Origin of the sequence: Serratia sp. FS14 (genome assembly GCF_000695995.1) — a bacterium.
GTDB classification, from domain to species: Bacteria; Pseudomonadota; Gammaproteobacteria; order Enterobacterales; family Enterobacteriaceae; genus Serratia; species Serratia nematodiphila.
In genome coordinates this window covers 3,612,538-3,635,214 of sequence record NZ_CP005927.1, presented here as the reverse complement: position 1 = coordinate 3,635,214, position 22,677 = coordinate 3,612,538, and the positions used below count along the sequence as shown (strand labels likewise).

Genomic DNA, 22,677 nt, shown 5'->3' with positions numbered 1-22,677 from the left:
TTATCTCCCTGCGTTAGCGATCTGGCGGGTTAACCACGGTAAAACCTCTTTTTTCCGGCTCGTCATGCCGGGCAGAGACACCTGACGAATGTCGAGCACCCGGTTCGGCGAGAAATATAGGGTGGAGCGACGGCAGGTGATATCGGTGACCAATAGCGCGGCCATCTCCAGCCCGGCTTCCTGCTTCGCATGTTCAAGCGCCTGTTGCAGTGCGGGCAACAGCGGATCGATGTCGCTCATGGTCCGCACTTCTATCTGCGACAGCAGCAGCGAGACGCTATGGATGCGGTAATTCTTGGCGTCGCGGTGCAGCAACTGCGCGGCGGATTGCCCCGAGAGATCGGTTTTGGCGGCGAGCAGCCCGGCGGTGAAGGCGTCATAGTCGACATGAGCAATTGCGCGCAACCGCGAGACCGCCAGCCGATCCTGTTCGGTGGCGGTCGGCGCGCTCAGCGCGACGGTATCGCTCAAAATGGCGCCCAGCAGCAGCGTGGCCTGGGCGGAAGAAAGCGGCATCGGCCTTTCCGCCACCAGGATCTGCAGGATCACGGTGGCGCAACAGCCGACGGCGCGAACCCAGACATCGGGCGGGTTGCGAGTGACTAACGTGCCCAGCCGGTGATGGTCGATAACGCCGACCACATCGCTGTCGGGCAATGAGGCCGGCCCTTGTTCGACGTCGGTAAAATCGACCAGCCAGACTTTACGGTCACGGAGATCTTCTGTCAGCAGCGCAGGCGCTTGTACGCCGGCGGCGGCCAGTATGTAGCGGGTTTCCGGCGTCAGTTCGCCAAGGCGGAAAGCGACGGCCGGTTTGCCAAGGTGATTGAGCCAGTCCGCGACCACCAGCGCGCTGCAGATGCTGTCGCTGTCGGGATTTTTATGGCCGAAAACGTAAAGCGGCATTTCCCGCACGGCGAGATCAGGCTGGGGCAGAAAAGGGGTAAAACGTGAGATTTCATTCATAGCGACTCCTGACATACCTGCCTAAAAAATAAAGCGAAGTTGTATATCAGGCGTCATCATCCGGTTCGAGCGAACGCGGCGGTTGGGAAAGGTGGAACACCATCACCTTGTGAACGACTGTAGCGCAGCGCGGTGACAAACGCAACGCCCGGTATCGGCTTTGAGTCTCATCAGATTATTGCGCCGTAATCATTTAATTGTGTCAAACCAACTTTTAATATAATTAACAATCTCACCATTTTGGTTCGAATTAAAAATAAATTCGGTAAAAAAACGACATTGTAAAAAAAGAGGCTAGAATTTATCTGATACTTATTGCCGTTTAACGAATATATCGTTAAACATCATTCCTGAAAGGAAGTGCAATGAAATCCAAGCAGCCTGTAGCCAATGCGCCGAGCGTTAGCGAATTGAGTGCGAAAATTGAAAATAATCTTAAATATCAACTCTGTGTGACCTTGCCTGCGGCAACTGAAAGCGACGTTTTCAATGCGGTGGCGCTGACCGTTCGTCATTATCAATATGATGATTTTCTAATTTCACAACAAAGACAGCGGGCGGAGAAAAAGAAACGCCTTTATTATTTGTCGATGGAGTTTTTATTAGGCCAGTCATTGCGCAATAACCTGATCAATACCGGCTTGTTGACGAATATGCAGCGTGCGGTCACCGAACTGGGATTCGATTTCGAGCGCATTGTGGATGAGGAACCCGACGCGGCTTTAGGCAATGGCGGTCTGGGGCGTTTGGCCGCCTGTTTCATCGACTCGATGGCCACATTGGATATCGCCGCCTCCGGACACGGCATCAAATACGAGTATGGGCTTTTCAAACAGGCAATCCACGACGGCAGGCAAATAGAACAGCCGGATGACTGGCACTCTACGCGCTCGCCGTGGCTGGTAGAGCATCATGCCCAACAAATGCTGATCCCGATCGGCGGCCTTGCGCGATGTAGACCAGGCTTTCCAATATCAGGGCATTGGTATTAGCGCCGATCACCCGGCTCTGCTGCCCATTGGCGGCGATGATGCCGTCATACCAGCCACGTCCCGGCTCGAACAGGACGCCGGCGCGCCGACGCATTTCGTCACTCCACGACGTACGAAACAGCGCGTACCAACCGAATGCCGACTTGGTCGACAGCTGCAGCGCCGCCTCTTTGATTTCCCCACGCGACTTGTCGATCTGCGCCGGGAATCGACTGATGACCGCGTCGTCGATAAAACGTGGCAATTGCTCTTCATTGTCGGTATTCACATAGGCGTCACCGCCGCGGCTGCGATAGCGGCTTTCCTGTACTTTCATCACTCGCCAGCTGATTTCCGCCGACCGGATGTCGAACCCGACCTCCAGACCGGTCAGTAAATAGGGCATGGTAGTGACGACCGGGTGATCGACCTTGCCGATTTTGGCCTGGCTGTCGTAGGGAATACGCAGGCCGTCAATGCTGATGGTGCGAGGTGATGGCAGTTGGGTGCCGAGAACGATGCCGGCCAGAGGGCTGACGCGGCGCAGTCCGTTGGCGGCGTAAAGCTGGTAACCATAGCTGTCACGATTGCTTTGAGTGACGAGCTGCCATTTTTTTGCCGCCCGGAAATTCAGCGGCTGTCGCTGCTCCTGCTGCATGAACAGGGCGTCGAACTGCCAGGGGGCGATTAAGCGGGCGATCGCGCCGGTCTGTTCCGGGTACAGCCAGGCGACGATATCCAGCGCCATCAACAGACGGCTGAGGTCGACGGCAGACCAATCGGATTGGCTTTCGTTTTGGCCCAGGCTATTCAGCCTGATAGGGCGCTGAGTATGGTAATACAGCGACGGCAACTGACCGTCGGCCAGCGGTAACGAAGACAACGCTGTCAAAACGGCATTCACTCGCGCATTCAGCTCGTCCTGCGTAATGATCCCGAGGCGTTGCGCGCTGATCGTCGCCATCAGATAACTGCCGGTGTCCCACATGGTGGTGTAAGGCTGGTTGTCGATGGCATTCGCCAGCCCGCTGGATTGGGTGTTGTTGACAAAATATTGCCAGGCGATGCGCGCCCAGACGGCCTCGTCGAAGGTCAGCGCACGTGGCGCGGGCAGCGTGGGGAAATCGGCGCTCAGCGTCAACTCGGCGCTTTCCGCCGGGGCGGGGGGCATCTTCATCTCAACATACACTACGACGCCGAAGGCCAGCAGGAAGCCGAGGATGACCGCAATATAGCTGCGCGCCTGCAACAGTGAGTGTTTCCACGCCATGTCTATCCGGCCTCCTGCTGTTCGGAAGGGGGCTCCGACTCAGGGCGCCACAGCGCGGCGAACACCATCGGCAACATGGCCATCACGTTTACGCCGCCCCAGAAGATATTGATCACATAGCCGGCCGGATCGTCCACCTTGCCGAGATACAGCTGCGCGCCGCCCCATAACAGCCCCAACAGCGTCAGGGCGATGATGGCCAACTGCGGTTTGACCAGCGTCAGAAAGTTGCCTTGCTGGCGCTCTTTGGGCGTAACGTGGAACTTGATCTTTTCACCGCGCAGCACCGTATCCAGCGCGCGCAGATTCATCGAGAAAAGCGAGAGGTAGGACGCCTTTCCGTCCCAGGCGGAGATCCCCCAGGTGCCGAACATGAAAGCCAGCTCAGACAGCAGGAAAAACGGTAAAAAGTGCAGGTAAAAGGGCAACGAGTAAGCGGATACCGGCGGAATGCCGGTAAACAGATAGATCAACGGCGAGATCAGGAACACCGTATTCCACAGGCAGGCAAGATATGACCAGAACGTGGTGCCGTACATCAGCTTTTGCGCCAGACTCAGCCTGAAGTTTTTCGCGCTGAAGACTGCATCATGCAGCGCAATGTCCAGCGACCCCGCCGCATATTTGAAACGCTGAATCATCCAGGTCAACAAATCCTGCGGCGACAGCATTTTCGATTCCACCTCGGGATGCATGACGGAACGCCAGCGTCGCTCGGGATCGCCGTGCAGCACGATCGAGGTGTAAATATCTTCCGATACGTGGAATTTATACGGCGTCAATTCGGTATCGAACGCAATCTGGGGTTTCATCGCCTGGCCAAGATCGTCGCGCAGGCCGGCATCCGTGACGTCGCGGGTATAGCGATCGATTTCATTTTCGACGGCGCGCGAATAGCTGCGCAATGCGCTCTGCATGATAGCCTCGCGCCGATGAATTGACGCCGCGCCGCAACAGAAGGCGGCGTTGGCCGCATTGCGGCGGCGCAATATCACGTCGTAAAACATCTTGGGATCGTTGAAAAAGGGATCTTGGCCGACGGTGAGGGGCCCAACCACCCCTTCAAACGCGCGCCCGACGACATAGCCCGGCCGCCCCAGCTTGTCCTTCAGCCAGTGCGGCAAACGCTTTCCGGCGGGCAGATCGTAAAACCATTGCGGCGTTTGCACCCAGGCCACCAGGGGATCGCGAAAATAACCCAGCGTGTCGGTCAAGATGGACGGGAATTTCCTTTCCTGGCGTGGCAATTGATCTACATACTTGGCCTGTGCTGCGGATGGTACAAAGAGGAGATCGCGTCGTTGGCCCGCACTCAGGCAGGCAAGATTGCGCGCTATGGCATGGCGGCGGTGGCGCTGATAATGCTGTTCGTCGCGCAAAACCATACCAATCCCTTTATGCCGCCGGCGTTAATGCTGCACGTGATCCCGGCGGCGGAATTCAATGGGTTTTATCAACACCTGGCCGCCAAGAATGCGTTGGGGCCCGTGCGCATTCTGAATGATTTTTGTCTGATCGCCAGCGTCTATTGGCTGCTGACCGTCTGCTGGCGGCCCATCAACAAAGCCATCGGCTGGTTCCTGATCGTGCTTGGGCAAAACTCATTGTATACCTTCATCATTCACGTCTATCTGGTGCTGTTTATCAGCCAGTTCGTGACCTTCGATCTCTGGACGCAACATTGGCTCTTCAGTACGGCGGTGCATGTGACCGGGCTGCTTGCGCTCTGGGTAATGGCGCGTTACGGCCTGTTGAAGAAGATTGTTCCCAACTAAACGAGCCCGAAGAACGCGGTGGCCAAGGCAATGACCGGCCTGGCGCTCCACGGTCAGGCCTGGTAAGTGCGTAGCCAGGCGGCGAATTTTCTCACGACCTCATCGTCCCGATCGCGCAGCAGCAGGGAGTAAACGCCGGTTCGGATAGTCAACGCCGGGAAAGGCGACACCAGCCGACCGGACGACAGCTGTTTGGCGCAGAACAGGTAAGGTACGACGGCCAGCCCCAGGCCGTCTTCGGCCGCCTGAATGGCGGCGAAGGTATGGTCGAGCGTGAGCGGCGGCGGTGAGGCGTCCAGCGCCGTCGGGTAGGTATTCAGCCAGCTGCGCCATAAATCTTCCCGGGCGCGAATGCGGATGGCGGTATGCTCGCCAAGCTTGTCCGGCGCACTGACCGGCATGGCGCGCAAATAGCTCTGGCTGCAGACCAGCAAGCTGTCTTCCTGCAGGAAAGGGATCGCCTTCAGCCCGGAGAAGTGCGCGGGATCGCGCCGGATCGCCACGTCAAACGGCGTATTGCGATCGACGGCGCCGGTGCTGGTGGTGATATCAACCGCGATCCCCGGATGTATTTCATTGAATGCCGCCAGCTTTGGCATCAGCCAGTGCATGGTAAACGTCGGCAGGCTGTGCACTACCAGCCGCTGCCGGCCGGCGCTCGCTTTCAGCGCGCTTTCCGCTGCAAACAATTCGCTTATCACCCGAGACGCGGTGCGCGAAAAATTCTCACCGGCCGGCGTCAGCCGCACGGACTTGTGTGCGCGATAAAACAGCGTGATCCCCAGCTGTTCTTCCAGGCTGCGAATATGGCGGCTAATTGCGCCGGTGGTGAGAAACAGCTCATCCGCAGCGGCGCTGAAGCTGCCCAGACGGGCGGCGGCTTCGAATGCGGACAGGTGTGGCAGGGAGTGAACTTTTTTCATAGGTTGAGTTTAGCTCAACCAAATGAGGGACGAAAGATCGTTTGTCAGCCGTTGATTTTGCTCACTATTATGGCGCATCCTTCCCGCGTTGCCGAGTGCGCCATGTTAAGTTTCGTCCCGTCAGTTATCCGTGTTAGTCGAGTCATCCTCACCCATCGATGGACTGGGAGGCGGCGCTGAGATGCGAGCTTTCTTTCTGCTTTGCGTAAGCCGGGCAGGCCTCTGCCTGGGCACCATGATGTTCGCCGGCGCGCTGCCGACCATCAGGAGCGAGTGGCAGCTCGACGCCGCTTCGGCCGGCACGGTGCAGACGGTGTTCAGCCTGACCAACGCCCTGGCGTTGCTGGTGGCCTCCTGGTGGTGTGATTCGTTGGGCGCCCGCCGGGTTTATCTGCTGTTCTCCTGGTTGGGCGCCGCTGCGTTGATGCTGTTCGCCGTATTTGCCCATTCTTATCTCGGCGCGTTGGTGTTGATGGCCTTCGTCGGTTTGACGCAGGGCGGGGCTTATACGCCGGCGCTGCTGTTGGCGATGGGGATGAACGGTCCGGCGCGGCGCGGTTATGCCATCGGCATGGTGCTGGCGGCCAGTTCGCTGGGGTATTTTCTGTCGGTTTTCATCGCCGGTTGGAGCGCCATGCGCTGGGGCGCCGGCGTGGCGTTTTCTCTGTGCGCCGCCGGTGCGTTACTGGGAGCGCTGGCGGGATCGTTGGCCCTGGTCGGTTATCGGGAACCGCAACCGCGCACGCTGGGGAGGAAGACGAAACGTGAGAGCTATGCTATCACCTATGCGACCTTGCTGTTGCTGATCGGGTATATCGCCCACAGCTGGGAGCTGCTCGGCAACTGGGCCTGGGCGCCCAGCCTGGTCAGCGAGGCGTTGAGCGGCTTCTCTCTGGATCCGCTCAGCGCCGGATTGATCGTCGCGGCGGTGATCCACCTGGCCGGCATGGTGGCTACATTGATTGTCGGCACCGTTTCGGACTATTTCAATCGCGCGTCGGTGCTGATGTTTATGGGCGCCGCCGGCGCGTTGGGTTCGCTGTTGATGGGATGGTCGGCGAACTGGGGGCCGGGCTGGACGCTGCTGCTCGTCAGCATCGGCAGTTTCTTCATCCTCGGCGACTCCGGCGTGCTGTCGGCTGCGATGGCGGACAACGTGCCGCCGCAACAGCTTGGCAGCGTGATGGGCTGGCGATCGTTGCTGGGGTTCGGCATCGGTTCGTTCGCCCCGTTATCCTTTGGCGTGGTGATGGATACCACCCACAGTTGGGGCGCGTCTTACGCCGTGCTGGCCTGCGGCGGCGGGGTAGCCTGTCTGGCGGCATGGCTGCTTTGGCGACAACATTTGAAATGAGGCACGGGCATCATTAAATGAATGGAACATCATCACGCATTGTTATCGTGGGCGCCGGGATTGTCGGGGCATCGATCGCCTATCATCTTGCGCGTCAGGGGCAGCGCGTTATCGTCGTTGAGCAGGCGTATCCTGCGGCGGGGGCCACAGGCAGCTCGTTCGGCTGGATCAGCGAAGGCGTGCCAGAGGGCGCTCCCGATGCGTTTCTGCGACGCGAGATCGTGGCTGACTGGATGCGCCTGACGCAGGAGATCCCGGAATTGTGGGTGAATTGGTCCGGCGCGCTCAGCTATGGTCAGGCGCCGGCTACGCAAAACCCCGACAATCGGCGTCTGTCCTTAGTCGAGGTGATGGCGCTGGAGCCGGCGCTCGGGCGGCCCGATAGCCAGGCCTATTTTGCAGCGCGCGATGGCGCGGTCGATCCGCAAGAGGTGACACAGCGGCTGCTCGAACGGGTAGGCGCGTTGGGCGGCGAGTTGCTTCTGGGACGTGCGGTCAGCGGATTTCTGCGCGACGCCGGTGGGCAGATAACCGGCATCGTTACCGATGAGGGCGCGATCGCCGCCGAACGGGTCGTGCTCGCCTGTGGTACGGGGATCTCGGCGCTGCTGGACGGCAGCGAATTCTCGTTGCCGATCGAGGCGTCGCCGGCAATTTTGTTGCGCTATCACGCGGCGGCGCAGGCGGTGAACACGCTGATTGCGGGCGACGACATCGAAGTGCGTCATGCACAAAATGGCGATCTGCTCGCGGCGGAGGATTATCCCGCTGGCGGCAATGTCAAACACGTGGAAGAGGACGCGCGATCGGCGATTCAAAACCGCCTGCACGGCTCGGCGCCATTGCAGCTGCAGACGTGTTCGGTGGGGCTGCGCCCCAGGCCGCGCGACGGTTATCCCATCCTCGGGCCGCTGGGCGCCACCTGTCTCTATGTGGCGGTGATGCATCCGGCCGTGATGTGCGCTCCGACGCTGGGTCGGCTGGTCAGCGACGAGCTGCTGCACGGCGTTAATCCCGCCATTCCTCGCGGCTACCGCCCGGCGCGATTCACTGATCGGGCTGCTGGATAATCTTTCCGGCTACGGATTCACACCGTAATGCGCTCAACGTTGCAGCGGTTTTTTGCGCCGTCGGCGAGGCTCTTATATATTTATTAGCATGCCTGAGGCAGGTTAGGCATGAAACGGCGGTCGATCGGGCCGCTGCAAGTACGACAGTTAATCCGTTCGCCAAGAGGCTGCGAGCCTGTGCTTTCGGTAGGGACAGCCGCCAATCGTTTCTACGGCGACCGAAGGCGGAGCAGCTACTCACCGGTCACGAGGACACTTACCATGCATAAGAGAACACTGGCGTCACTGCATTACGAAAACATGCCTTACGATGGGGTACACTTTCACATTTTGAAACGGGAGACGCCTGGCCATACGGCGTTGCTGAAGCTGGATGCGGGCAGCCGGCAACCGGCGCGTTTTCATCCGGGCTGGGTGAAACTGATGGTGCTGAGCGGTGAACTGAAGGTTGACGATCAGACGTTGCACCCCCATGAGATGTTGATCATTCCTGCCAATACCGCTTATACGGTACAGGCCATCACGGAAGTGATTTGTCTGGCGATTTCCGAGCTGGACGGCGCCGAGTTGGCCCGTTGATGAGATAACAACGTTGGATGGAGGAGAGCCTAGGCGCTCTCCCTATCCCTTCAGCAGTAAGCCGTCCCCCAGGCCGAGCTACCTGCTGATTGATGCGTACACCTCCTGATTATGCCACCGCGCTTTCCCTCTCCATCACTTTCGGCCGCGTCGCCCCCGCAACGAGCCGCCATCGCGCAGCGCATGCGCAACGTCATCGCCTCCGTTTTACGCAGAACGATGAAATTTTGGTGTAAATAGTGAGTTTCTTCGCATAAGGCCCCTGGTGTGGCTTGCGAGAACGTCACTATATGGAGGATCATGCGCTCCCTCTATCAAATAAAAGACATTCGCGTTATCAAAAGGGACAAACGATCATGGGATTCGAAGTCGACAACGCCGAAACGAAACGCATTGACCTCAGCAGCCACGAAAATTCCTCGTTCGAGGTGACGGGGCTGGTGAAACACTATCCGGCGGGCTTCGTCATTCCTTACCACTCGCATAAACGCTGTCATTTGCTCTATTCGCAACAGGGCGTTATGGCGGTCGAGGCGAGCAGCGGTCGCTGGATCGTGCCGCCCACCACCGCGGTTTGGTTGCGGCCGGGGGTAGAACATCAGATCGTCATGCAGAGCAACATCTGCGTTTACGGGATTTTGGTCGATGAAATCACCGCCGCGCGTTTGCCGCTGCGCGACGGCGTATTACAGGTTTCACCGCTGTTGCGAGAACTGATCGCCCAGTTGGCGACGCTGGCGCCTGAAGGGGCGGAGACCAAACGCAATGCGCTGCTCAGAGCGTTGTTCCTGGAGGAGCTGAGCCTGCAGCCGCAGCTGGCGCTGCATCTGCCTTGGCCGGTAGAGGCGAGAATGGCCGAAATTTGCCGGCAGTTGGTCATCACGCCGGCCGACGAACGCGGTATTGAGGCCTGGGCCGATTCACTGTCGATCAGCGTAAAGACCTTTCAACGCCATTTCAGCCAACAAACCGGCATCACCTTCGGCCAGTGGAAACAACGCCTGCGGCTGCTGTCGTCCATTCCGCTGCTGCTGGCCGGCAACTCGATCATCCACGCCGCCTTCGAAAGCGGTTACGAGAGTCACAGCGCCTATTCGGTGGCGTTCAAAAAACTGTTTGGCGTTTCGCCTTCGCGCTTTACGCTATAGCCTTATGGCATAGCGCGCTTCTCCTATAGATTGAAGCAACCTAATGACGTATAAAGCAAAGCAGTCAACTTCAGAGGCCGCGTCCCGTGATAAAAATTGTCGTGTATCTGATTCTCGCCGTGACGATCGCCATTATTGCGGCAAGAGTCCTCTTTCGTTTGCCGGATATTTCGCAGCGTCTGCCGCAGGCGGCGTTGCCGGCGGATCCTGCCGCGCTATTGCCGGCGCGAGCCGCCGAACTGATGGCGGCGCATCCCGGCCTGAGCGGCGTGGTGCCGCTGGTCAGCGGCCACGATGCATTCGCCAGCCGCCTGGCGCTGGCGCGAATGGCGGAAAGGTCGATCGACGCCCAGTATTACATCTGGCATAACGATACCTCCGGGCAGATCCTGCTGAAAACCCTGTATGACGCCGCCCAGCGCGGCGTGCGCGTGCGGCTGCTCTTGGACGATAACGGCGTCGCCATGGATGAGACCCTGGCGGCGCTGAACGCCCAGGAAAACGTCGAGATCCGTCTGTTCAACCCATCAACCGTGCGCACGCCGAAGTTGGCCGGCTACGCCTTTGACTTTATGCGCATGAACCGGCGCATGCATAACAAGTCTTATATCGTCGATGGCGCTGTGGCGATCATCGGTGGCCGCAACATCGGCGACGAGTATTTCCAGGTCGGCGACGAAAACTATTTCCTCGATCTCGACGTGTTGAGCGTCGGTAACGTGGTGGCGGAAACCGCCGAGGTCTTCGATCGCTACTGGAACAGCGCTTCGGTGTTTGGCGTTGAGCAAATTATCCGAGGCAAAGGCAATCTTTCTGTTTTCCTGACGCAGGCCACCGCGACTGAAAGCAGTGACCGGGCCCGCAAACTGGCGGTGCAGCTGGAAACCAGTGCGGTGCGCTTTCGCGATGGCGCCGTGCAGCCTGAATTCACCCAGGTCGAGCTGGTGGCCGACGATCCGGCGAAGGGATTGGGCAAAGCGTCGCGCGATCGTTTGATGGTGACGCAGCTCAGCAAGATCATCGGCGGCGTCAACCAGCAGTTGGAGCTGGTCTCCGCCTATTTCGTGCCGGGCCGGGAAGGGGCGAGCTTTTTTGAATCGCTTGCCAAACAGGGGAAATCCATCCGTGTGCTGACCAACGCGATGAACACCACCGACGTGCTGGTGGTCCATGCCGGCTACGCCAAATACCGACGTGAGCTGCTGCAGGCGGGCGTCGAGCTGTTCGAGCTGAAATTGCGCGCCGGCCAACCGACGGGGCGCAAGGAACTCAAACCGCTGGGGCTGTCCGGCGCGGCGCTGCACGCGAAAACCTTCGCCATCGATGACAAACGGGTGTTTATCGGTTCGTTCAATTTCGATCCGCGCTCGGCGCACCTGAACTGCGAAATGGGCTTTTTGATCGACAGCCCGACGCTGGCGGCCGACACCCGCCAACTGTTTGATGGCCCGCTCGAGTATGCCGCCTACCGGCCGACATTGACGCCCAAGGGTAAAATGGTGTGGAACGAAGCCTTCGAAGACGGCCACACCGAGGTGCACCAGCAAGAACCCGGCGCCGGCTGGGTAAAACGCATCGTTCTCACCGTGGCCGGCTGGCTGCCGATCGAGTGGATGTTGTAACGGCGTGGCGGCAGGGGGAAAAGGAGGGTACGCCGGTTTTGGCCGGCGAGCCTTACGAGGTTCAGTAGGCAAGCCTGTCGCGGTGCTTGCGGATAAACGCCCTTAGCCGCATCGGCTCTCTCCCCGCTATCTGAAATATTTTTAACAATTCCTTAGTAATAATCGTCATCTCGTTCGTCAATAAATGCGAGACTTAGCCTATCACCCTCAACAAATTTATTAATCAAACGCTGAATATTATTTCTTTCTGAAATTGGTCTATGTTTTGCCATTTCATATAGAGCCTTAGATGTCGAGGTGATATTATCATGTTTCATATAATACTCTTCTAATAAAAATGTAAAGTTACAACTTTGAGCATAAAGACATAGAGCACCAATCCACCAATCTCTACATAACAATGGTAATAAATCTATACTTCGATTTTCTTTTAGCTCTAATGCAGCCAAGAAAAGGTTAGCAGCCTGATAAAGCCTTGAAGGTGAGGTGAGAAAGGACGGGCAGGATAACCCCGGTGCGTATCCAGTAATTCAATTTAACATAATATACATTATGCGCACCTAGATGCAGGTATGTGGATTATGCCGTCCAGGCCATGATTCATGGGTTTTCACCTGCGGCCAACCAGGCCAGCGCCAACTGCTCGTGCCGTTGAATGAATTCGTTTTTCAACCGGCCATAAGCCGCTGGATTTTGCCGGCAGTCTTCTGCTGCCTGGTATTTGATTGCCCTGAATTGCTGAGCAACATCATAATGCTTGCGCAGATAATCTCTGAACGCCAAATGTCAGATCGCCTGTTCACTTCCTGCTGATGCGTGCGTTTGCCGTTTCCCTTGATGTCGTAACGCCTGCCGGCAATGCCGTTCTCGCCACGCGGCGTATATCTCATGTCACGCATCCTGTCATTCAAGCTATCCAACGCCGGCAGACTTTCAACCTCCAGCAATATATCAATCGTTGGGATCGTGATGATGCGCGCTGACATTTTCCACTCTAATAATGATGACCGGGCATGGTTTCCAATGGCGCATACCTGCCGATATTAGCCAAAAACCCCCTGCTTTTTTGATCGCGCTACGTGAAATCTGATAAAACGTGGCGGCTACGATACTGCAGATTTCTCCCAGACACGTCATTTAAGCGGGCAGTATTTGCACGCCAAATGCGCATTGGCGCGCGCTTCATTGCTTTCGGCGCCCACCACGGCGTTGGCTATACTGAATGGAAACATTCTTCCTCGCTCCAGGAGCCTCTCCATGTTTGATCATGTGAAATTTGGCGTCAGCGACTTTGCCCTAAGCAAAGCGTTTTTCCTCAATGCGCTGGCGCCGCTGGGCGTAAAAATCGTTGCTGAAGGCGAGCCCGGCTATGGCGTCGAACTCTGTCCCGATCGGGGTAATGTGTCATTGTGCCTGTTTCAAACCGACGAAAAGCCGGCGCACTTACACCTGGCATTTGTCGCAAGCAGCCGTGAGCAGGTCGATGCGTTCTACCACGCCGCGCTAAACGCCGGCGGCAAAGACAATGGCGGGCCCGGTTTACGGCCCAATTACCATGCCCACTACTATGCGGCATTTGTGATCGCCCCGGATGGCCATAATATCGAGGCAGTTTGCCACAATCCGATGGAATAGTGTTTTTTCCAGTTAAAACAGCATGTTAATCGCGAGGTAACGCATTGGATTTAACATAACACAATTGTGACATCGTCACTTAAAGTTACCCCGTCACTTCAATCCATTCTGCTCCGGTGATGCTGGCCAGCCGCTGCGGCGCAATTCTCACGCCTGAGTTATCGCTGCCGCCTGCCGGAAGCACTTCACTGTAGCTGCACAGGCTGCGATCGCAGTAAACTCTCACCGTTGCCGGTACGGCAAAGGGGCAAACGCCGCCGGGCAGATAGCCGGTCAGCGCCTCCACCTCCTCCGTCGGCAGCATGCGTGCCTTTACGCCAAAGAATTGCTTGTACTTCTTGTTGTCGATTCTGGCGGTTCCCGCCATCACCAACAACACCACGCCGTCGTTTACACGAAACGAAAGCGTCTTGGCGATCTGCCCGCCCTCCACGCCAAAGGCTTCCGCCGCCAGCGCCACCGTTGCGGTGTTCTTTGCCAGCACCGTCACCGCCGTTTCCGGTGCGTGCTCGGCCAGAAAACGCTGAACGCGTTCTATGCTCATGCCCTGCCTCCTGATATTGCTAAGCCATTGATAATGCCGTAGTGACGGTTTCGGTTTTAACATCGCATGCTAAAAATGAGAATCAAAATTGTTCAAATCGATGAATCTGAACAAAGCTTTAAGGGGCCAACGCCTTTTTTATCTATCATTTTTCATGGAGATAACCGTATGACCACGCAAACGACAGCAAGGCCTTCAGCGGCCGCGGTGGCCGTCTATGAATGGCTCAATCCGATACCCTATGGATTTTTTACCGCAGCGCTCATTTTCGACATCATCTATGCCTGCACGGCGAATATTCAATGGGTCAATGGCGCCAGTTGGCTGATCGCCATCGGCCTGATTTTTGCCATTATTCCCCGGCTGATTAACCTGGTGCAGGTGTGGTTCGGCAGCGGCCGGCTACAGGGCTCATCGGTCAAGCTCCATTTCTGGCTGAATCTGTTGGCCATCGTTCTCGCCATTATCAACGCTTTCGTGCATAGCCGGGATGCGTATGCCGTGGTGCCGCAAGGTCTGGTGCTGTCTGCGATCGTGGTCGCGCTGCTGAGCTTCGCCAACATTCTGCTGGCCGTGAGCGCCCGCGCAAAATAAGGAGGTTTTCATGAAGCTATCATCCATCGCGATTGCGCTTTCGGCCGTGTTGGCGCTGGCCGGCTGCGATAACAGCGCCGTCATTTCTCCGGAACAACAAATGGGGCCGGATCCGGCGTTGCCGGCGGCGCAAGACTTCCTGATGCCGCCGATGCAGGTGCCAAAGGGCGTAGGCTGGCAGCAAAACCAGATGCCGAAAGTCGCCGAAGGCTTGAAAATTGACAAGGTGGCAGACGGTTTGCTGCACCCGCGTCAGTTGCTTACCCTGCCCAACGGCGATGTTTTGGTGGTGGAGGCCAACGGGCCGGGCACCGAAGCGGTCAGCACCCCCAAGCAGCTGATCGCCGGGCTGGTTAAGGGCAAGTCAGGTAAAGGGGGAAAAGGCGGTAACCGCATCACCCTGCTGCGCCCAACCGCCGACGGCAGTTGGGAAAAGCATGTCTTCCTCGAGGGGCTCGATTCTCCGTTCGGCGTTCAGCTGATTGGCAACACCCTGTATGTAGCCAACACCGGCAATATCATGCAGTACGCCTATCAGCCGGGCGAAACGCGCATCAGCGATCCGGGTAAAGAGCTGGCCGATCTGCCGGACACCATCAATCATCATTGGACCAAGGCCCTGCTGGCCAGCCCGGACGGTAAAAAGCTGTATGTCGGCGTTGGATCCAACAGCAACATCACCGAAAATGGCCTGGCCGTAGAGTACCGGCGCGCCGCCGTGTTGGAAGTGGACACCGCCTCCGGCGCCAGCCGCATCTTCGCCAGCGGCCTGCGCAATCCGACCGGGCTGCAGTGGGAGCCGCACAGCGGCAAGCTGTGGGCCATCGTCAACGAGCGTGACGAGATCGGCGCCGATCTGGTGCCGGACTACCTGACCTCGGTGCAGGACGGCGGCTTCTACGGCTGGCCTTACAGCTATTTCGGCCAGCACGTCGATCGTCGGGTACAGCCGGCGCGGCCGGATCTGGTGGCGAAGGCCATCAAGCCGGACTACGCCCTCAGCTCGCACGTCGCGCCGCTGGGGCTGCTGTTCTACACCGCGAGCGCTCTGCCGGCCGATTATCGCGGCGGCGCCTTTGTCAGCGAGCACGGCAGCTGGGATCGCTCGCCGCTGAACGGCTATCGGGTCAGCTACGTGGCGTTTGAGCAAGGCAAGCCGGTCGGTAAACTCAAAGCGGTGGTCACTGGCTTTGTCTCCGACGACGAGAAGGAACTCTATGGCGCACCGGTTGGATTAGCGGTCGATAAAGCTGGCGCCCTGCTGATTGCGGATGATGTGGGCAACACCGTTTGGCGCGTCAGCGCTAAATAACGTTAACGTGCAGGTTCCGAAGAACCTGCACGTGACATTGTCACTCAATGCTTTGCGCTAACCAGACCGTTCTTCCCCCGCAGGCGGGATCTTCCACCACATGATCGACCACGCGGAAGCCGTTCTCTTGCAGCAAGCGCGTATACTCCTCCGGCGCCAGGCTGGCGTGAAACAGCGGCTGGCCTTCGAAATTGCCGATCGCCACGCCGTCTGCAGGGCCGCTGGTGAACATCAGTGCGGCATTCGGCTTGGCGTGCCGTCTGAACAGTAGAAACATGCGGCGCTGATCGTCGCGCGCCAAATGGAAGAAGCTGTCCCAGGCCAGCAGGCCGTCGAATCTTGTCGCCAGATTCAGCTGGCGCATATCCATCTGCCGCCACTCCTGCTGTGGAAAACGCTGCCGGCAGCGCGCGATCATCGCCTGCGCACCGTCGATGCCGGTGACTCGATACCCTTGTTCAATAAAATAGGCGGCGATCGGCGCGCCATTGCCGCAGCCGAGATCGAGCAGCCGCGCATTGGCCGGGGTAAGCTGTAAAAAGCGGTCGAGCCACGGCCGCTCAAACAGCGTGATGGGTCTGAGGCGTTCCCAGGCGGCGGCATGTTCGTCATAAAGCGGAATAATCGTGCTCGCCAGTTTTTCCGTCATTAATATTGCCCCGTCACGTTATTGGCGCAAAAAAATAGCCTTTGGTCAGAGTTAACGCGCTTATCCGATAATATATTCATCAACAGGCCGTTGACCAGAAATAAAAGGTTTTAACATTTCGACATAAACCAGTACAATTCCCTACCCTGTGTTAACCCTTTTTTAGGTTGATTGTGTCGTTAATTCAGCCCCATGCATCGCGAAATCGGGCCGCCGCCTGGTTAGGGATGTTTGCCATTCTGATGTTGTTCATTGCGCCGGTGATCTCGCGATCCCTGGAGCATGTACGCGCCGGAAGTGCTGGAACGACCGTCATGGCGGATTGCGGCATGGATATGCCGATACATCACGAGATGCACTCGCCGCCGCCTGAACCTGAAAAAGCCGCGCAGCCGCTGATGCAGCACGGCGGCGGCCACCACAACATGGCGATGATGATGGACGACAGCGCCTGCGGCTACTGCGTGCTGTTGTTGCATGCGCCGCTGCTGGACGTGAGCCACGCCCCGCTGTTCTGGTCCCTGCCGCTGGCTTCGCGCCCGCCGCCGATCCACTATCTCGTTCCCCTGTTTGCCCACGTCGTTCACACCGAATTACAGCCGCGCGCGCCGCCCGTCTCTTTCCTCTGATTTAACAATAAGCCCATTGCCGTTCTCTGTATTGCCGTTGATCGCTTCAACCCGGCGGAATTAATTCGCCCAATGGTTAATCATCGAGACGACATTATTAGCCCGGTTATTTCCACGTTCAGGGAATTAACCCCCGTATTTACCGATGGTGATTTACGCCAGGCCTCCCCACGCCTGAATAATCCCTCGGCCAAGAACGGAAAAAGTTAGCTTAAGGAAAGATGATGTTTAAACCCGTTTATAAAAAGAACGCCGCCACCCGCGCCATTACCACCGCCATGCCGCTGTTCCTGCTGGCCGGCCACGCGGCGCAGGCGCATCAGCACCCTACCGACGCGCAGGTTAATGATGGCGACGTGATCACCGTCACCGCACCACTCTACTCTCCGCTGACCATCGTGACGTCACCGAAAACTCCGCGCCAGCCGGTGCCCGCCAGTGACGGTTCGGACTATCTGAAAACCATTCCCGGCTTTTCTCAGATCCGCAACGGCGGCACCAACGGCGATCCGGTGTTCCGCGGCATGTTCGGTTCGCGGTTGAAGATCCTCACCGACGGTTCGGAAATGCTGGGCGCCTGCCCATCGAGAATGGATGCGCCCACCTCTTATATCTCGCCGGAAAGTTTCGATCTGCTGACCATCACCAAAGGGCCGCAGACGGTGCTGTGGGGGCCGGGATCGTCGGCGGGCACCGTGCGTTTCGAACGTGAACGCCCGCGCTTCGACAAGCCGGGCGTCAAAGGCAACGCCAGCGTGCTGACCGGCTCCAACGGCCGCTGGGACGAGAATATCGACGCCAGCCTCGGCGCCGAGCAAGGTTACTTGCGGGTGATGGCCAACAAATCCCGCGCCAACGATTATCAGGACGGCACCCATACGCGCGTGCCGTCGCGCTGGGACAAATGGAACGGCGATCTGGCGCTCGGCTGGACGCCGGATGCCGATACGCTGCTGGAAGTCACCATGGGTCGCGGCAACGGCGAAGCGCGCTATGCCGGCCGCAGCATGGACGGTTCGCAGTTCAAGCGCGAAAGCCTGGGCATGCGGGTGGAAAAATCCAACATCGGCGAGGTGCTGGATAAGCTGGAAGCGCAGGTCTACTACAACTACGCCAACCACGTGATGGACAACGTCACCCTGCGCTCGCCGGGCGGCGGCGGCATGGGTGGGCACGGCGGCCATGGCGGCATGAGCATGGGCGGCCATGGCGGGCATATGATGTCCTCCGGCATGACGATGCAGCTCGATCGCCGTACCGTCGGCGGCCGCGTGATGGGCACCTGGCAATGGCAGGACGTGAAGCTGGAAAGCGGTCTGGACACCCAAACCAACACCCACCGCAGCATGAGCCGCGGCAGCTGGGAAAAAGACGCCCAGTTCAACAGCTACGGCGCCTTCGGCGAGCTGACGTGGTCCACCAGCGAGCAGGATAAGCTGATCGGCGGCGCGCGTCTCGATCGCACCCTGGTGGAAAACTTCCGCAGCGGCGGCGATGCGGAGCGTTCCGACACCCTGCCGAGCGGCTTTATGCGCCTTGAGCACACGCTGGCCGAGCTGCCGCTGATGCTGTATGCCGGCGTCGGTTATACCGAGCGCTTCCCGGATTACTGGGAGCTGTTCTCGCCGAAGCTCGGCCCGAACGGCAGCAAGGATCCGTTCTCCAGCGTCAAGAGTGAGAAAACCACGCAGCTCGACATCGGCGCGCAGTACAACGGCAAACGCTTCAACGGCTGGGTCTCCGCGTATGTGGGCCGCGTCGATGATTTCATCCTGTTCAAATACGATCCGCACAATGCGCGTCTCAGCCAGGCCGATAACGTCAACGCCAACATCATGGGCGGCGAAATGGGCATGGGTTATCAACTGAGCGAACACTGGAAAACCGATGCCAGCCTGGCTTACTCCTGGGGCAAAAACACCAGCGACGGCCGGCCGCTGCCGCAGATCCCGCCGCTGGAGGCCCGTCTGGGGCTGACCTATGAGTACGGCGACTGGAGCGGCACCGGCCTGTGGCGTTTGGTCAGCAGCCAACACCGCGTGGCGATCAACGAAGGCAACGTGGTGGGCAAAGACTTTGCCGAAAGCGCCGGCTTCGGCGTGCTCTCCGCCAACGCCGCCTACAAGGTGAATAAAAACGTCAAGCTGAGCGCCGGTCTGGATAACATCCTGAACAAGACCTACAGCGAGCACCTCAACCTGGCGGGCAACAGCGCCTTCGGCTATTCGGCCAACAGCGCGGTGAATGAACCGGGCCGCACCCTGTGGGCCAAGGTTAACGTCACCTTCTAAGCTATTCACCGGGCGATGGATAACCGTCGCCCGGTCAGGCGATATGCGATCCGGTTCTTAGGATATGAGTTTTAAGTTTTCCCATTCGGTTAGGCGGCGATTACTATCATCCTCAGGTTAATCATTGCCCCGGAGGGAATATGCAAAAGCTCACTCGTTTTCTGGCCCTGCTCGGCGAGCTGATGATCGAAAAAGCCGAAGACGCCGCGCCGCAGGCTACTCAGCCAGATGATCGCGACGACGCGTTGCCACCGCGCCTCGAGCGTGGCGTTCCGTTGGCCGACCGCTTCCTGTTCATGTAATTTCCCGCGCTGTTTTTTGTCCCGCACGTTCCGGTATTTCATTACCGGACGCCTGCGTCTATCTTCTTTCGATGGTTCCAGCAGATTCATTACGCCTGAAACCCCTGTGGAGGAGATAGCAACGCAATGAAGATCAGAACGATAACCCCGCAAGACGCTGAAGCGCTGACGCAGTTATTGAATGAGGTGATCAGCGCCGGCGGCACGACCGCGATAGAAACGCCCCTCAGCTCAGCCGAGTTCAGCGAATGGTTCATCAGCGGCGACAATGCGCTGAGTTGCCAGGTCGCGGAGGTGGATGGGTTGTTGGTGGGCTTTCAGTCGCTGAGCGTTGACGATGCACTGCCGCCCGATACCGCAGATATTGCCACCTTTTCCCGCCTGTCGCCGAAGGTGCGTGGCGTTGGCAGCGCGCTGTTTCCCGTCACGTTAGCGGCAGCGAAGTCGCACGGTTTCAAGCACATCAACGCCACCATCCGGGCGGATAACGTCGGCGGCCTCGCCTATTATCAAAAAATGGGCTTTCGCGATTACGATCGTCTGCTGCAGGTGCCGCTCAGCGATGGCACGCCGGTCGACAGAATCAAAAAGCGCTTTTCCGTTTAATCAGCTGCCCCTGAAAGCGCATTTCGCGCCGGGGCAAGACGGTTTCGGCGTTCACATCAAGTAACCGGATGCGCACTCCCTGGCGCATCCGGGGAGTCTCGTTAATTCAGGGCGGCGAGAAATGTCCGATAGTCCTGCGCGCTGCTGTCCAGCTCGTGCTGCTGAACCTGCTCTGCCGCCCCGTCCGAAGCGGCTTCCTTGCCGTAAAAGGCAAAGAACGAAGCATAGTCGGCCCGCACGTAACCGGCGGTGACTTCAAACGGCCGGAAGATTTCCTCCAGCGAGTAGCGATAACGCCCTTCACGCGCGTAATCTTCTGCGCGCACGCCCGCCGTGACCGCCAGCGCCAGTTTCTTGTTCTGCATCTTATAGCCGCTGCGGGAACCGTAGGCCCAGCCGTAGGTGAGCACGTCGTCCAGCCATTTTTTCAGCAGCGGCGGGCTGCTGAACCAGTAAATCGGGAACTGCAGCACGATGTTGTCATGCGCTTCAATCAACTGCTGTTCTTTGGCGACGTCGATCTGCCAGTCCGGATAGGCCTGATGCAGTTCGTGCACGGTATACAGCGCCGGATAGCGGCGCAGTTCCTCCAGCCAACGTTTGTTGACCACCGAGTTCGCCATATCGGGATGGGTCACGACCACCAAGGTTTTCATACTGAGTTCTCCAGTCAGGTGTTTCGACGCATCTTAGGGTATGCTGACAGAATGTAAAATACGCACACTCACGACACATACTTACCCTGGAGAAAGTGTAAATGACCGCAGAATCCCGCTGCAGCCCAACGGGCATCAGCCTCGAAGACACTGGCTATGGCTATACGCTGTCGGTGATCAACGGCAAATACAAAATGATTATTCTTTACTGGCTGGCGCTGTATAAGCCGGTATTGCGGTTCAACGAACTGCAGCGCTGTATCGGCACCATTTCGTACAAGACGCTGAGTTCGACGCTTAAAGAGCTGGAAAAAGATCGGCTAGTGGTGAGAAAGGAGTATCCGCAGATCCCGCCCAAGGTGGAGTACAGCCTGTCCGAGCGCGGGCGTTCGCTGATCCCGGTGATCGACATGATGTGCCACTGGGGGGAACAGCACCGGCCGGAAGCGCCGGTGCCATAAGGGGTTAATTGTCCGCCGCCGCTGAGGTTGCCGGCGCGGGTTCATCGTGCTCGACCAACGCGTCTGCCGGCCGGCACTGGCGCAGCGTGCGCACGCTGCAGGCCACCAGCACGCTGAGCACTGCGGCGAACGCACCGAACGACAGCACGCTCATCAATGGGGTGAACACCCTGCCCAGAACGCCGAGCCCCAGCGCGCCGATCGAATCGCCGGTCACGTCCTGTGCGGTGCCGAGGCTGTTCACCCGCCCCAGCAGATGGTCCGGCGTGTTGCTCTGGATCAGCATGAACTGCAGAAGTGAGGCGATGGCATTGGCATAGCCGTAGCACACCAGCGCCAACAGCGCCGGCGCCAGATGGCTGAACAGCCCCAGCGATGCGATGGCGGTGAACGCGACGATAGCGGCGATCAGGATCAGCACCCCAGGGCGAGGGAAACGCCCCACCCAGCCGCTGGTCAGCGCGCCCAGCATCGCACCGAGCGGCACTGCGGAGTACATCAGGCCTATAGAGGACGCGCCGACGTGGTAAGCGTCCTGCGCCAGCGCCGGAAACAGCACCCTGACGGCGCCGACGATGCTCATCAACATCCCCAGCAACACCACCGAGCCGACCACCTTATTGCGCCAGACAAACTGGAAGCCGCTGGCGAGCGCGCGCAGCGGATGTTCCGGCTCCTGCTGCTGCGGCAGCAGCGTCGGTAAGCGCACCAGCGGGACCAGGGTGCCCAGCGTCCCTGCCGCCGCGACGGCGAAAGCGAGACCGACACCGCCGAACACGATGATAATCCCCCCCAGCGCCGGCGCCAGGATCGCGCCGGTGCGCACCGTCACCATGCTCAAGGCCCCCGCCGCCGCCAGGTTTTCACGCCCGACCAGCAGCGGGATCACCGCCATCAGCGCCGTCATGCCCAGCGCGCCGAAGAAGCCGTCCCAGGCCGCCAGCAGGTAGAGCGCCCACAGCGAAGGCGCCGGGGCGAAGGCGTTCAGACTCAGGGCGACAAAGCCCAGCCCGCAGGTGCCGCGCGCGAACAGGATCAGCTTACGGCGATCGTAGCGATCGGCGAGTACCCCGCCCAGCATCAGGCCGATAAACATGCCCACCCCGTCCAGCGCCACCGCCACGCCCACCTGCAACGTGGAGCCGGTCATCGCCTGGATCTGAATCGGCACCCCCACCGCCAGCATGCCGAGGGAAAACACCGACAGCATGCGGGCGCAGAAAATCGCGCGAAAATGCGCATTGCTTCTCAGCAAACTGAAATCAAGAAAAAAAGAAGGTCTGGCCATAGTGTCCTGCATATCATGTTTTAGTACGGGCC

22 protein-coding genes, 3 pseudogenes and 1 riboswitch are annotated in these 22,677 nt (G+C 58.6%); of the genes and pseudogenes, 15 read left to right on the top strand and 10 right to left on the bottom strand.

Translation table 11 applies throughout. The features are described 5' to 3' along the window. Positions 1–966, bottom strand: coding sequence for a DHHA2 domain-containing protein (locus L085_RS16450; RefSeq protein WP_081835532.1), 966 nt, complete (start codon positions 964–966; stop codon positions 1–3). Positions 967–1,006: 40 nt separating this feature from the next. Continuing rightward, positions 1,007–1,082: riboswitch (Fluoride riboswitch) on the bottom strand. A 249-nt stretch (positions 1,083–1,331) separates the two neighbouring features. On the opposite strand from L085_RS16450, the pseudogene L085_RS24795 reads away from it, so the two are divergent. Further along, positions 1,332–1,910 (top strand): annotated as a pseudogene (locus L085_RS24795) (glycogen/starch/alpha-glucan phosphorylase); the annotation flags it as partial. Here the strand turns inward: L085_RS24795 and L085_RS16445 are convergent. Both L085_RS16445 and L085_RS16440 read right to left on the bottom strand, forming a co-directional pair. Then, positions 1,849–3,207: a DUF3131 domain-containing protein gene (locus tag L085_RS16445; RefSeq protein ID WP_044031236.1), complete on the bottom strand. Its 1,359-nt coding sequence runs from the start codon at positions 3,205–3,207 to the stop codon at positions 1,849–1,851. The pseudogene L085_RS24795 and the gene L085_RS16445 sit on opposite strands and share 62 nt — an antisense overlap. 2 nt (positions 3,208–3,209) lie before the next feature. After that, positions 3,210–4,439: pseudogene (locus L085_RS16440) on the bottom strand (glycosyltransferase); the annotation flags it as partial. On the opposite strand from L085_RS16440, the pseudogene opgC reads away from it, so the two are divergent. After that, positions 4,434–4,982 (top strand): annotated as a pseudogene (opgC, locus tag L085_RS16435) (OpgC domain-containing protein); the annotation flags it as partial. The pseudogenes L085_RS16440 and opgC overlap by 6 nt on opposite strands. Before the next feature lie 53 nt (positions 4,983–5,035). Here the strand turns inward: opgC and L085_RS16430 are convergent. Further along, a complete protein-coding gene (locus tag L085_RS16430) occupies positions 5,036–5,905 on the bottom strand; it encodes a LysR substrate-binding domain-containing protein (protein ID WP_044031235.1) in 870 nt (289 codons plus the stop codon). Positions 5,906–6,086: 181 nt separating this feature from the next. Here L085_RS16430 and L085_RS16425 point away from each other — a divergent pair, with 181 nt between their 5' ends. The 5 genes from L085_RS16425 to L085_RS16405 all read left to right on the top strand — a co-directional run bounded on the left by L085_RS16425 (position 6,087) and on the right by L085_RS16405 (position 11,678). Further along, positions 6,087–7,259 carry an MFS transporter gene (locus L085_RS16425; RefSeq protein ID WP_226988545.1) on the top strand — a complete coding sequence of 391 codons (1,173 nt, stop codon included), beginning with the start codon at positions 6,087–6,089 and terminating at the stop codon, positions 7,257–7,259. A gap of 17 nt (positions 7,260–7,276) precedes the next feature. After that, entirely contained in the window at positions 7,277–8,329 is a 1,053-nt protein-coding gene (locus tag L085_RS16420; RefSeq protein ID WP_044031233.1) for an FAD-binding oxidoreductase, read from the top strand. A 261-nt stretch (positions 8,330–8,590) separates the two neighbouring features. Further along, a complete protein-coding gene (locus tag L085_RS16415; RefSeq protein ID WP_044031232.1) occupies positions 8,591–8,908 on the top strand; it encodes a cupin domain-containing protein in 318 nt (105 codons plus the stop codon). 356 nt (positions 8,909–9,264) lie between these two features. After that, positions 9,265–10,056: a helix-turn-helix transcriptional regulator gene (locus L085_RS16410; protein ID WP_004937878.1), complete on the top strand. Its 792-nt coding sequence runs from the start codon at positions 9,265–9,267 to the stop codon at positions 10,054–10,056. A gap of 86 nt (positions 10,057–10,142) precedes the next feature. Next, positions 10,143–11,678 (top strand): phospholipase D family protein, encoded by a 1,536-nt coding sequence (locus L085_RS16405; RefSeq protein ID WP_044031231.1) that lies wholly within the window; start codon positions 10,143–10,145, stop codon positions 11,676–11,678. A 152-nt stretch (positions 11,679–11,830) separates the two neighbouring features. Here the strand turns inward: L085_RS16405 and L085_RS25415 are convergent, their stop codons facing one another. Next, positions 11,831–12,127, bottom strand: a complete 297-nt coding sequence (locus L085_RS25415) for a hypothetical protein (RefSeq protein WP_144240702.1) — start codon at positions 12,125–12,127, stop codon at positions 11,831–11,833. A gap of 219 nt (positions 12,128–12,346) precedes the next feature. After that, a complete protein-coding gene (locus L085_RS25880) occupies positions 12,347–12,664 on the bottom strand; it encodes a GrpB family protein (RefSeq protein WP_049870678.1) in 318 nt (105 codons plus the stop codon). A gap of 271 nt (positions 12,665–12,935) precedes the next feature. Between L085_RS25880 and L085_RS16395 the strand changes: the two genes are divergently transcribed. Next, a complete protein-coding gene (locus tag L085_RS16395; protein WP_044031230.1) occupies positions 12,936–13,313 on the top strand; it encodes a VOC family protein in 378 nt (125 codons plus the stop codon). An 85-nt stretch (positions 13,314–13,398) separates the two neighbouring features. Here L085_RS16395 and L085_RS16390 read toward each other — a convergent pair whose 3' ends face one another. Then, positions 13,399–13,857 carry a YbaK/EbsC family protein gene (locus L085_RS16390; protein ID WP_044031229.1) on the bottom strand — a complete coding sequence of 153 codons (459 nt, stop codon included), beginning with the start codon at positions 13,855–13,857 and terminating at the stop codon, positions 13,399–13,401. A 168-nt stretch (positions 13,858–14,025) separates the two neighbouring features. Here L085_RS16390 and L085_RS16385 point away from each other — a divergent pair, with 168 nt between their 5' ends. Together L085_RS16385 and L085_RS16380 are read left to right on the top strand one after the other, a co-directional pair. Then, the gene (locus tag L085_RS16385) at positions 14,026–14,451 is read left to right on the top strand and encodes a DUF2231 domain-containing protein (protein ID WP_021503704.1); all 426 of its coding nucleotides are present in this window, start codon (positions 14,026–14,028) and stop codon (positions 14,449–14,451) included. A 10-nt stretch (positions 14,452–14,461) separates the two neighbouring features. Then, positions 14,462–15,763 (top strand): sorbosone dehydrogenase family protein, encoded by a 1,302-nt coding sequence (locus tag L085_RS16380; protein ID WP_044031228.1) that lies wholly within the window; start codon positions 14,462–14,464, stop codon positions 15,761–15,763. 40 nt (positions 15,764–15,803) lie between these two features. Here L085_RS16380 and L085_RS16375 read toward each other — a convergent pair whose 3' ends face one another. After that, the gene (locus tag L085_RS16375) at positions 15,804–16,412 is read right to left on the bottom strand and encodes a class I SAM-dependent methyltransferase (RefSeq protein WP_004937922.1); all 609 of its coding nucleotides are present in this window, start codon (positions 16,410–16,412) and stop codon (positions 15,804–15,806) included. A 227-nt stretch (positions 16,413–16,639) separates the two neighbouring features. On the opposite strand from L085_RS16375, the gene L085_RS16370 reads away from it, so the two are divergent. The 4 genes from L085_RS16370 (at position 16,640) to L085_RS16360 (ending at position 20,240) form a co-directional block, all read left to right on the top strand. Next, positions 16,640–17,041, top strand: a complete 402-nt coding sequence (locus L085_RS16370) for a DUF2946 domain-containing protein (RefSeq protein WP_071591458.1) — start codon at positions 16,640–16,642, stop codon at positions 17,039–17,041. 278 nt (positions 17,042–17,319) lie between these two features. Next, positions 17,320–19,332, top strand: a complete 2,013-nt coding sequence (locus tag L085_RS16365; protein WP_343309678.1) for a TonB-dependent copper receptor — start codon at positions 17,320–17,322, stop codon at positions 19,330–19,332. 140 nt (positions 19,333–19,472) lie between these two features. Then, positions 19,473–19,634: a hypothetical protein gene (locus tag L085_RS25620; RefSeq protein ID WP_193378771.1), complete on the top strand. Its 162-nt coding sequence runs from the start codon at positions 19,473–19,475 to the stop codon at positions 19,632–19,634. Positions 19,635–19,760: 126 nt separating this feature from the next. Continuing rightward, positions 19,761–20,240, top strand: coding sequence for a GNAT family N-acetyltransferase (locus tag L085_RS16360; protein WP_044031226.1), 480 nt, complete (start codon positions 19,761–19,763; stop codon positions 20,238–20,240). A 101-nt stretch (positions 20,241–20,341) separates the two neighbouring features. Here the strand turns inward: L085_RS16360 and L085_RS16355 are convergent, their stop codons facing one another. After that, entirely contained in the window at positions 20,342–20,896 is a 555-nt protein-coding gene (locus L085_RS16355; protein ID WP_044031225.1) for an NAD(P)H-dependent oxidoreductase, read from the bottom strand. 101 nt (positions 20,897–20,997) lie between these two features. Between L085_RS16355 and L085_RS16350 the strand changes: the two genes are divergently transcribed. After that, on the top strand, positions 20,998–21,357 hold the full coding sequence (locus L085_RS16350) for a helix-turn-helix domain-containing protein (RefSeq protein WP_044031224.1): 360 nt from the start codon (positions 20,998–21,000) through the stop codon (positions 21,355–21,357). Between the two features lie 4 nt (positions 21,358–21,361). Here L085_RS16350 and entS read toward each other — a convergent pair whose 3' ends face one another. After that, on the bottom strand, positions 21,362–22,645 hold the full coding sequence (gene entS / locus L085_RS16345; protein ID WP_044031223.1) for an enterobactin transporter EntS: 1,284 nt from the start codon (positions 22,643–22,645) through the stop codon (positions 21,362–21,364). Positions 22,646–22,677: the final 32 nt, after the last annotated feature.

Coding starts and splice junctions, on each gene's coding strand:
- L085_RS16450 (WP_081835532.1), bottom strand. CDS start 966: ATGAATGAAATCTCACGTTTTACCCCTTTTCTGCCCCAGCCTGATCTC.
- L085_RS16445 (WP_044031236.1), bottom strand. CDS start 3,207: ATGGCGTGGAAACACTCACTGTTGCAGGCGCGCAGCTATATTGCGGTC.
- L085_RS16430 (WP_044031235.1), bottom strand. CDS start 5,905: ATGAAAAAAGTTCACTCCCTGCCACACCTGTCCGCATTCGAAGCCGCC.
- L085_RS16425 (WP_226988545.1), top strand. CDS start 6,087: ATGCGAGCTTTCTTTCTGCTTTGCGTAAGCCGGGCAGGCCTCTGCCTG.
- L085_RS16420 (WP_044031233.1), top strand. CDS start 7,277: ATGAATGGAACATCATCACGCATTGTTATCGTGGGCGCCGGGATTGTC.
- L085_RS16415 (WP_044031232.1), top strand. CDS start 8,591: ATGCATAAGAGAACACTGGCGTCACTGCATTACGAAAACATGCCTTAC.
- L085_RS16410 (WP_004937878.1), top strand. CDS start 9,265: ATGGGATTCGAAGTCGACAACGCCGAAACGAAACGCATTGACCTCAGC.
- L085_RS25880 (WP_049870678.1), bottom strand. CDS start 12,664: ATGTCAGCGCGCATCATCACGATCCCAACGATTGATATATTGCTGGAG.
- L085_RS16395 (WP_044031230.1), top strand. CDS start 12,936: ATGTTTGATCATGTGAAATTTGGCGTCAGCGACTTTGCCCTAAGCAAA.
- L085_RS16390 (WP_044031229.1), bottom strand. CDS start 13,857: ATGAGCATAGAACGCGTTCAGCGTTTTCTGGCCGAGCACGCACCGGAA.
- L085_RS16385 (WP_021503704.1), top strand. CDS start 14,026: ATGACCACGCAAACGACAGCAAGGCCTTCAGCGGCCGCGGTGGCCGTC.
- L085_RS16380 (WP_044031228.1), top strand. CDS start 14,462: ATGAAGCTATCATCCATCGCGATTGCGCTTTCGGCCGTGTTGGCGCTG.
- L085_RS16375 (WP_004937922.1), bottom strand. CDS start 16,412: ATGACGGAAAAACTGGCGAGCACGATTATTCCGCTTTATGACGAACAT.
- L085_RS16370 (WP_071591458.1), top strand. CDS start 16,640: ATGTTTGCCATTCTGATGTTGTTCATTGCGCCGGTGATCTCGCGATCC.
- L085_RS16365 (WP_343309678.1), top strand. CDS start 17,320: ATGCCGCTGTTCCTGCTGGCCGGCCACGCGGCGCAGGCGCATCAGCAC.
- L085_RS25620 (WP_193378771.1), top strand. CDS start 19,473: ATGCAAAAGCTCACTCGTTTTCTGGCCCTGCTCGGCGAGCTGATGATC.
- L085_RS16360 (WP_044031226.1), top strand. CDS start 19,761: ATGAAGATCAGAACGATAACCCCGCAAGACGCTGAAGCGCTGACGCAG.
- L085_RS16355 (WP_044031225.1), bottom strand. CDS start 20,896: ATGAAAACCTTGGTGGTCGTGACCCATCCCGATATGGCGAACTCGGTG.
- L085_RS16350 (WP_044031224.1), top strand. CDS start 20,998: ATGACCGCAGAATCCCGCTGCAGCCCAACGGGCATCAGCCTCGAAGAC.
- entS (WP_044031223.1), bottom strand. CDS start 22,645: ATGGCCAGACCTTCTTTTTTTCTTGATTTCAGTTTGCTGAGAAGCAAT.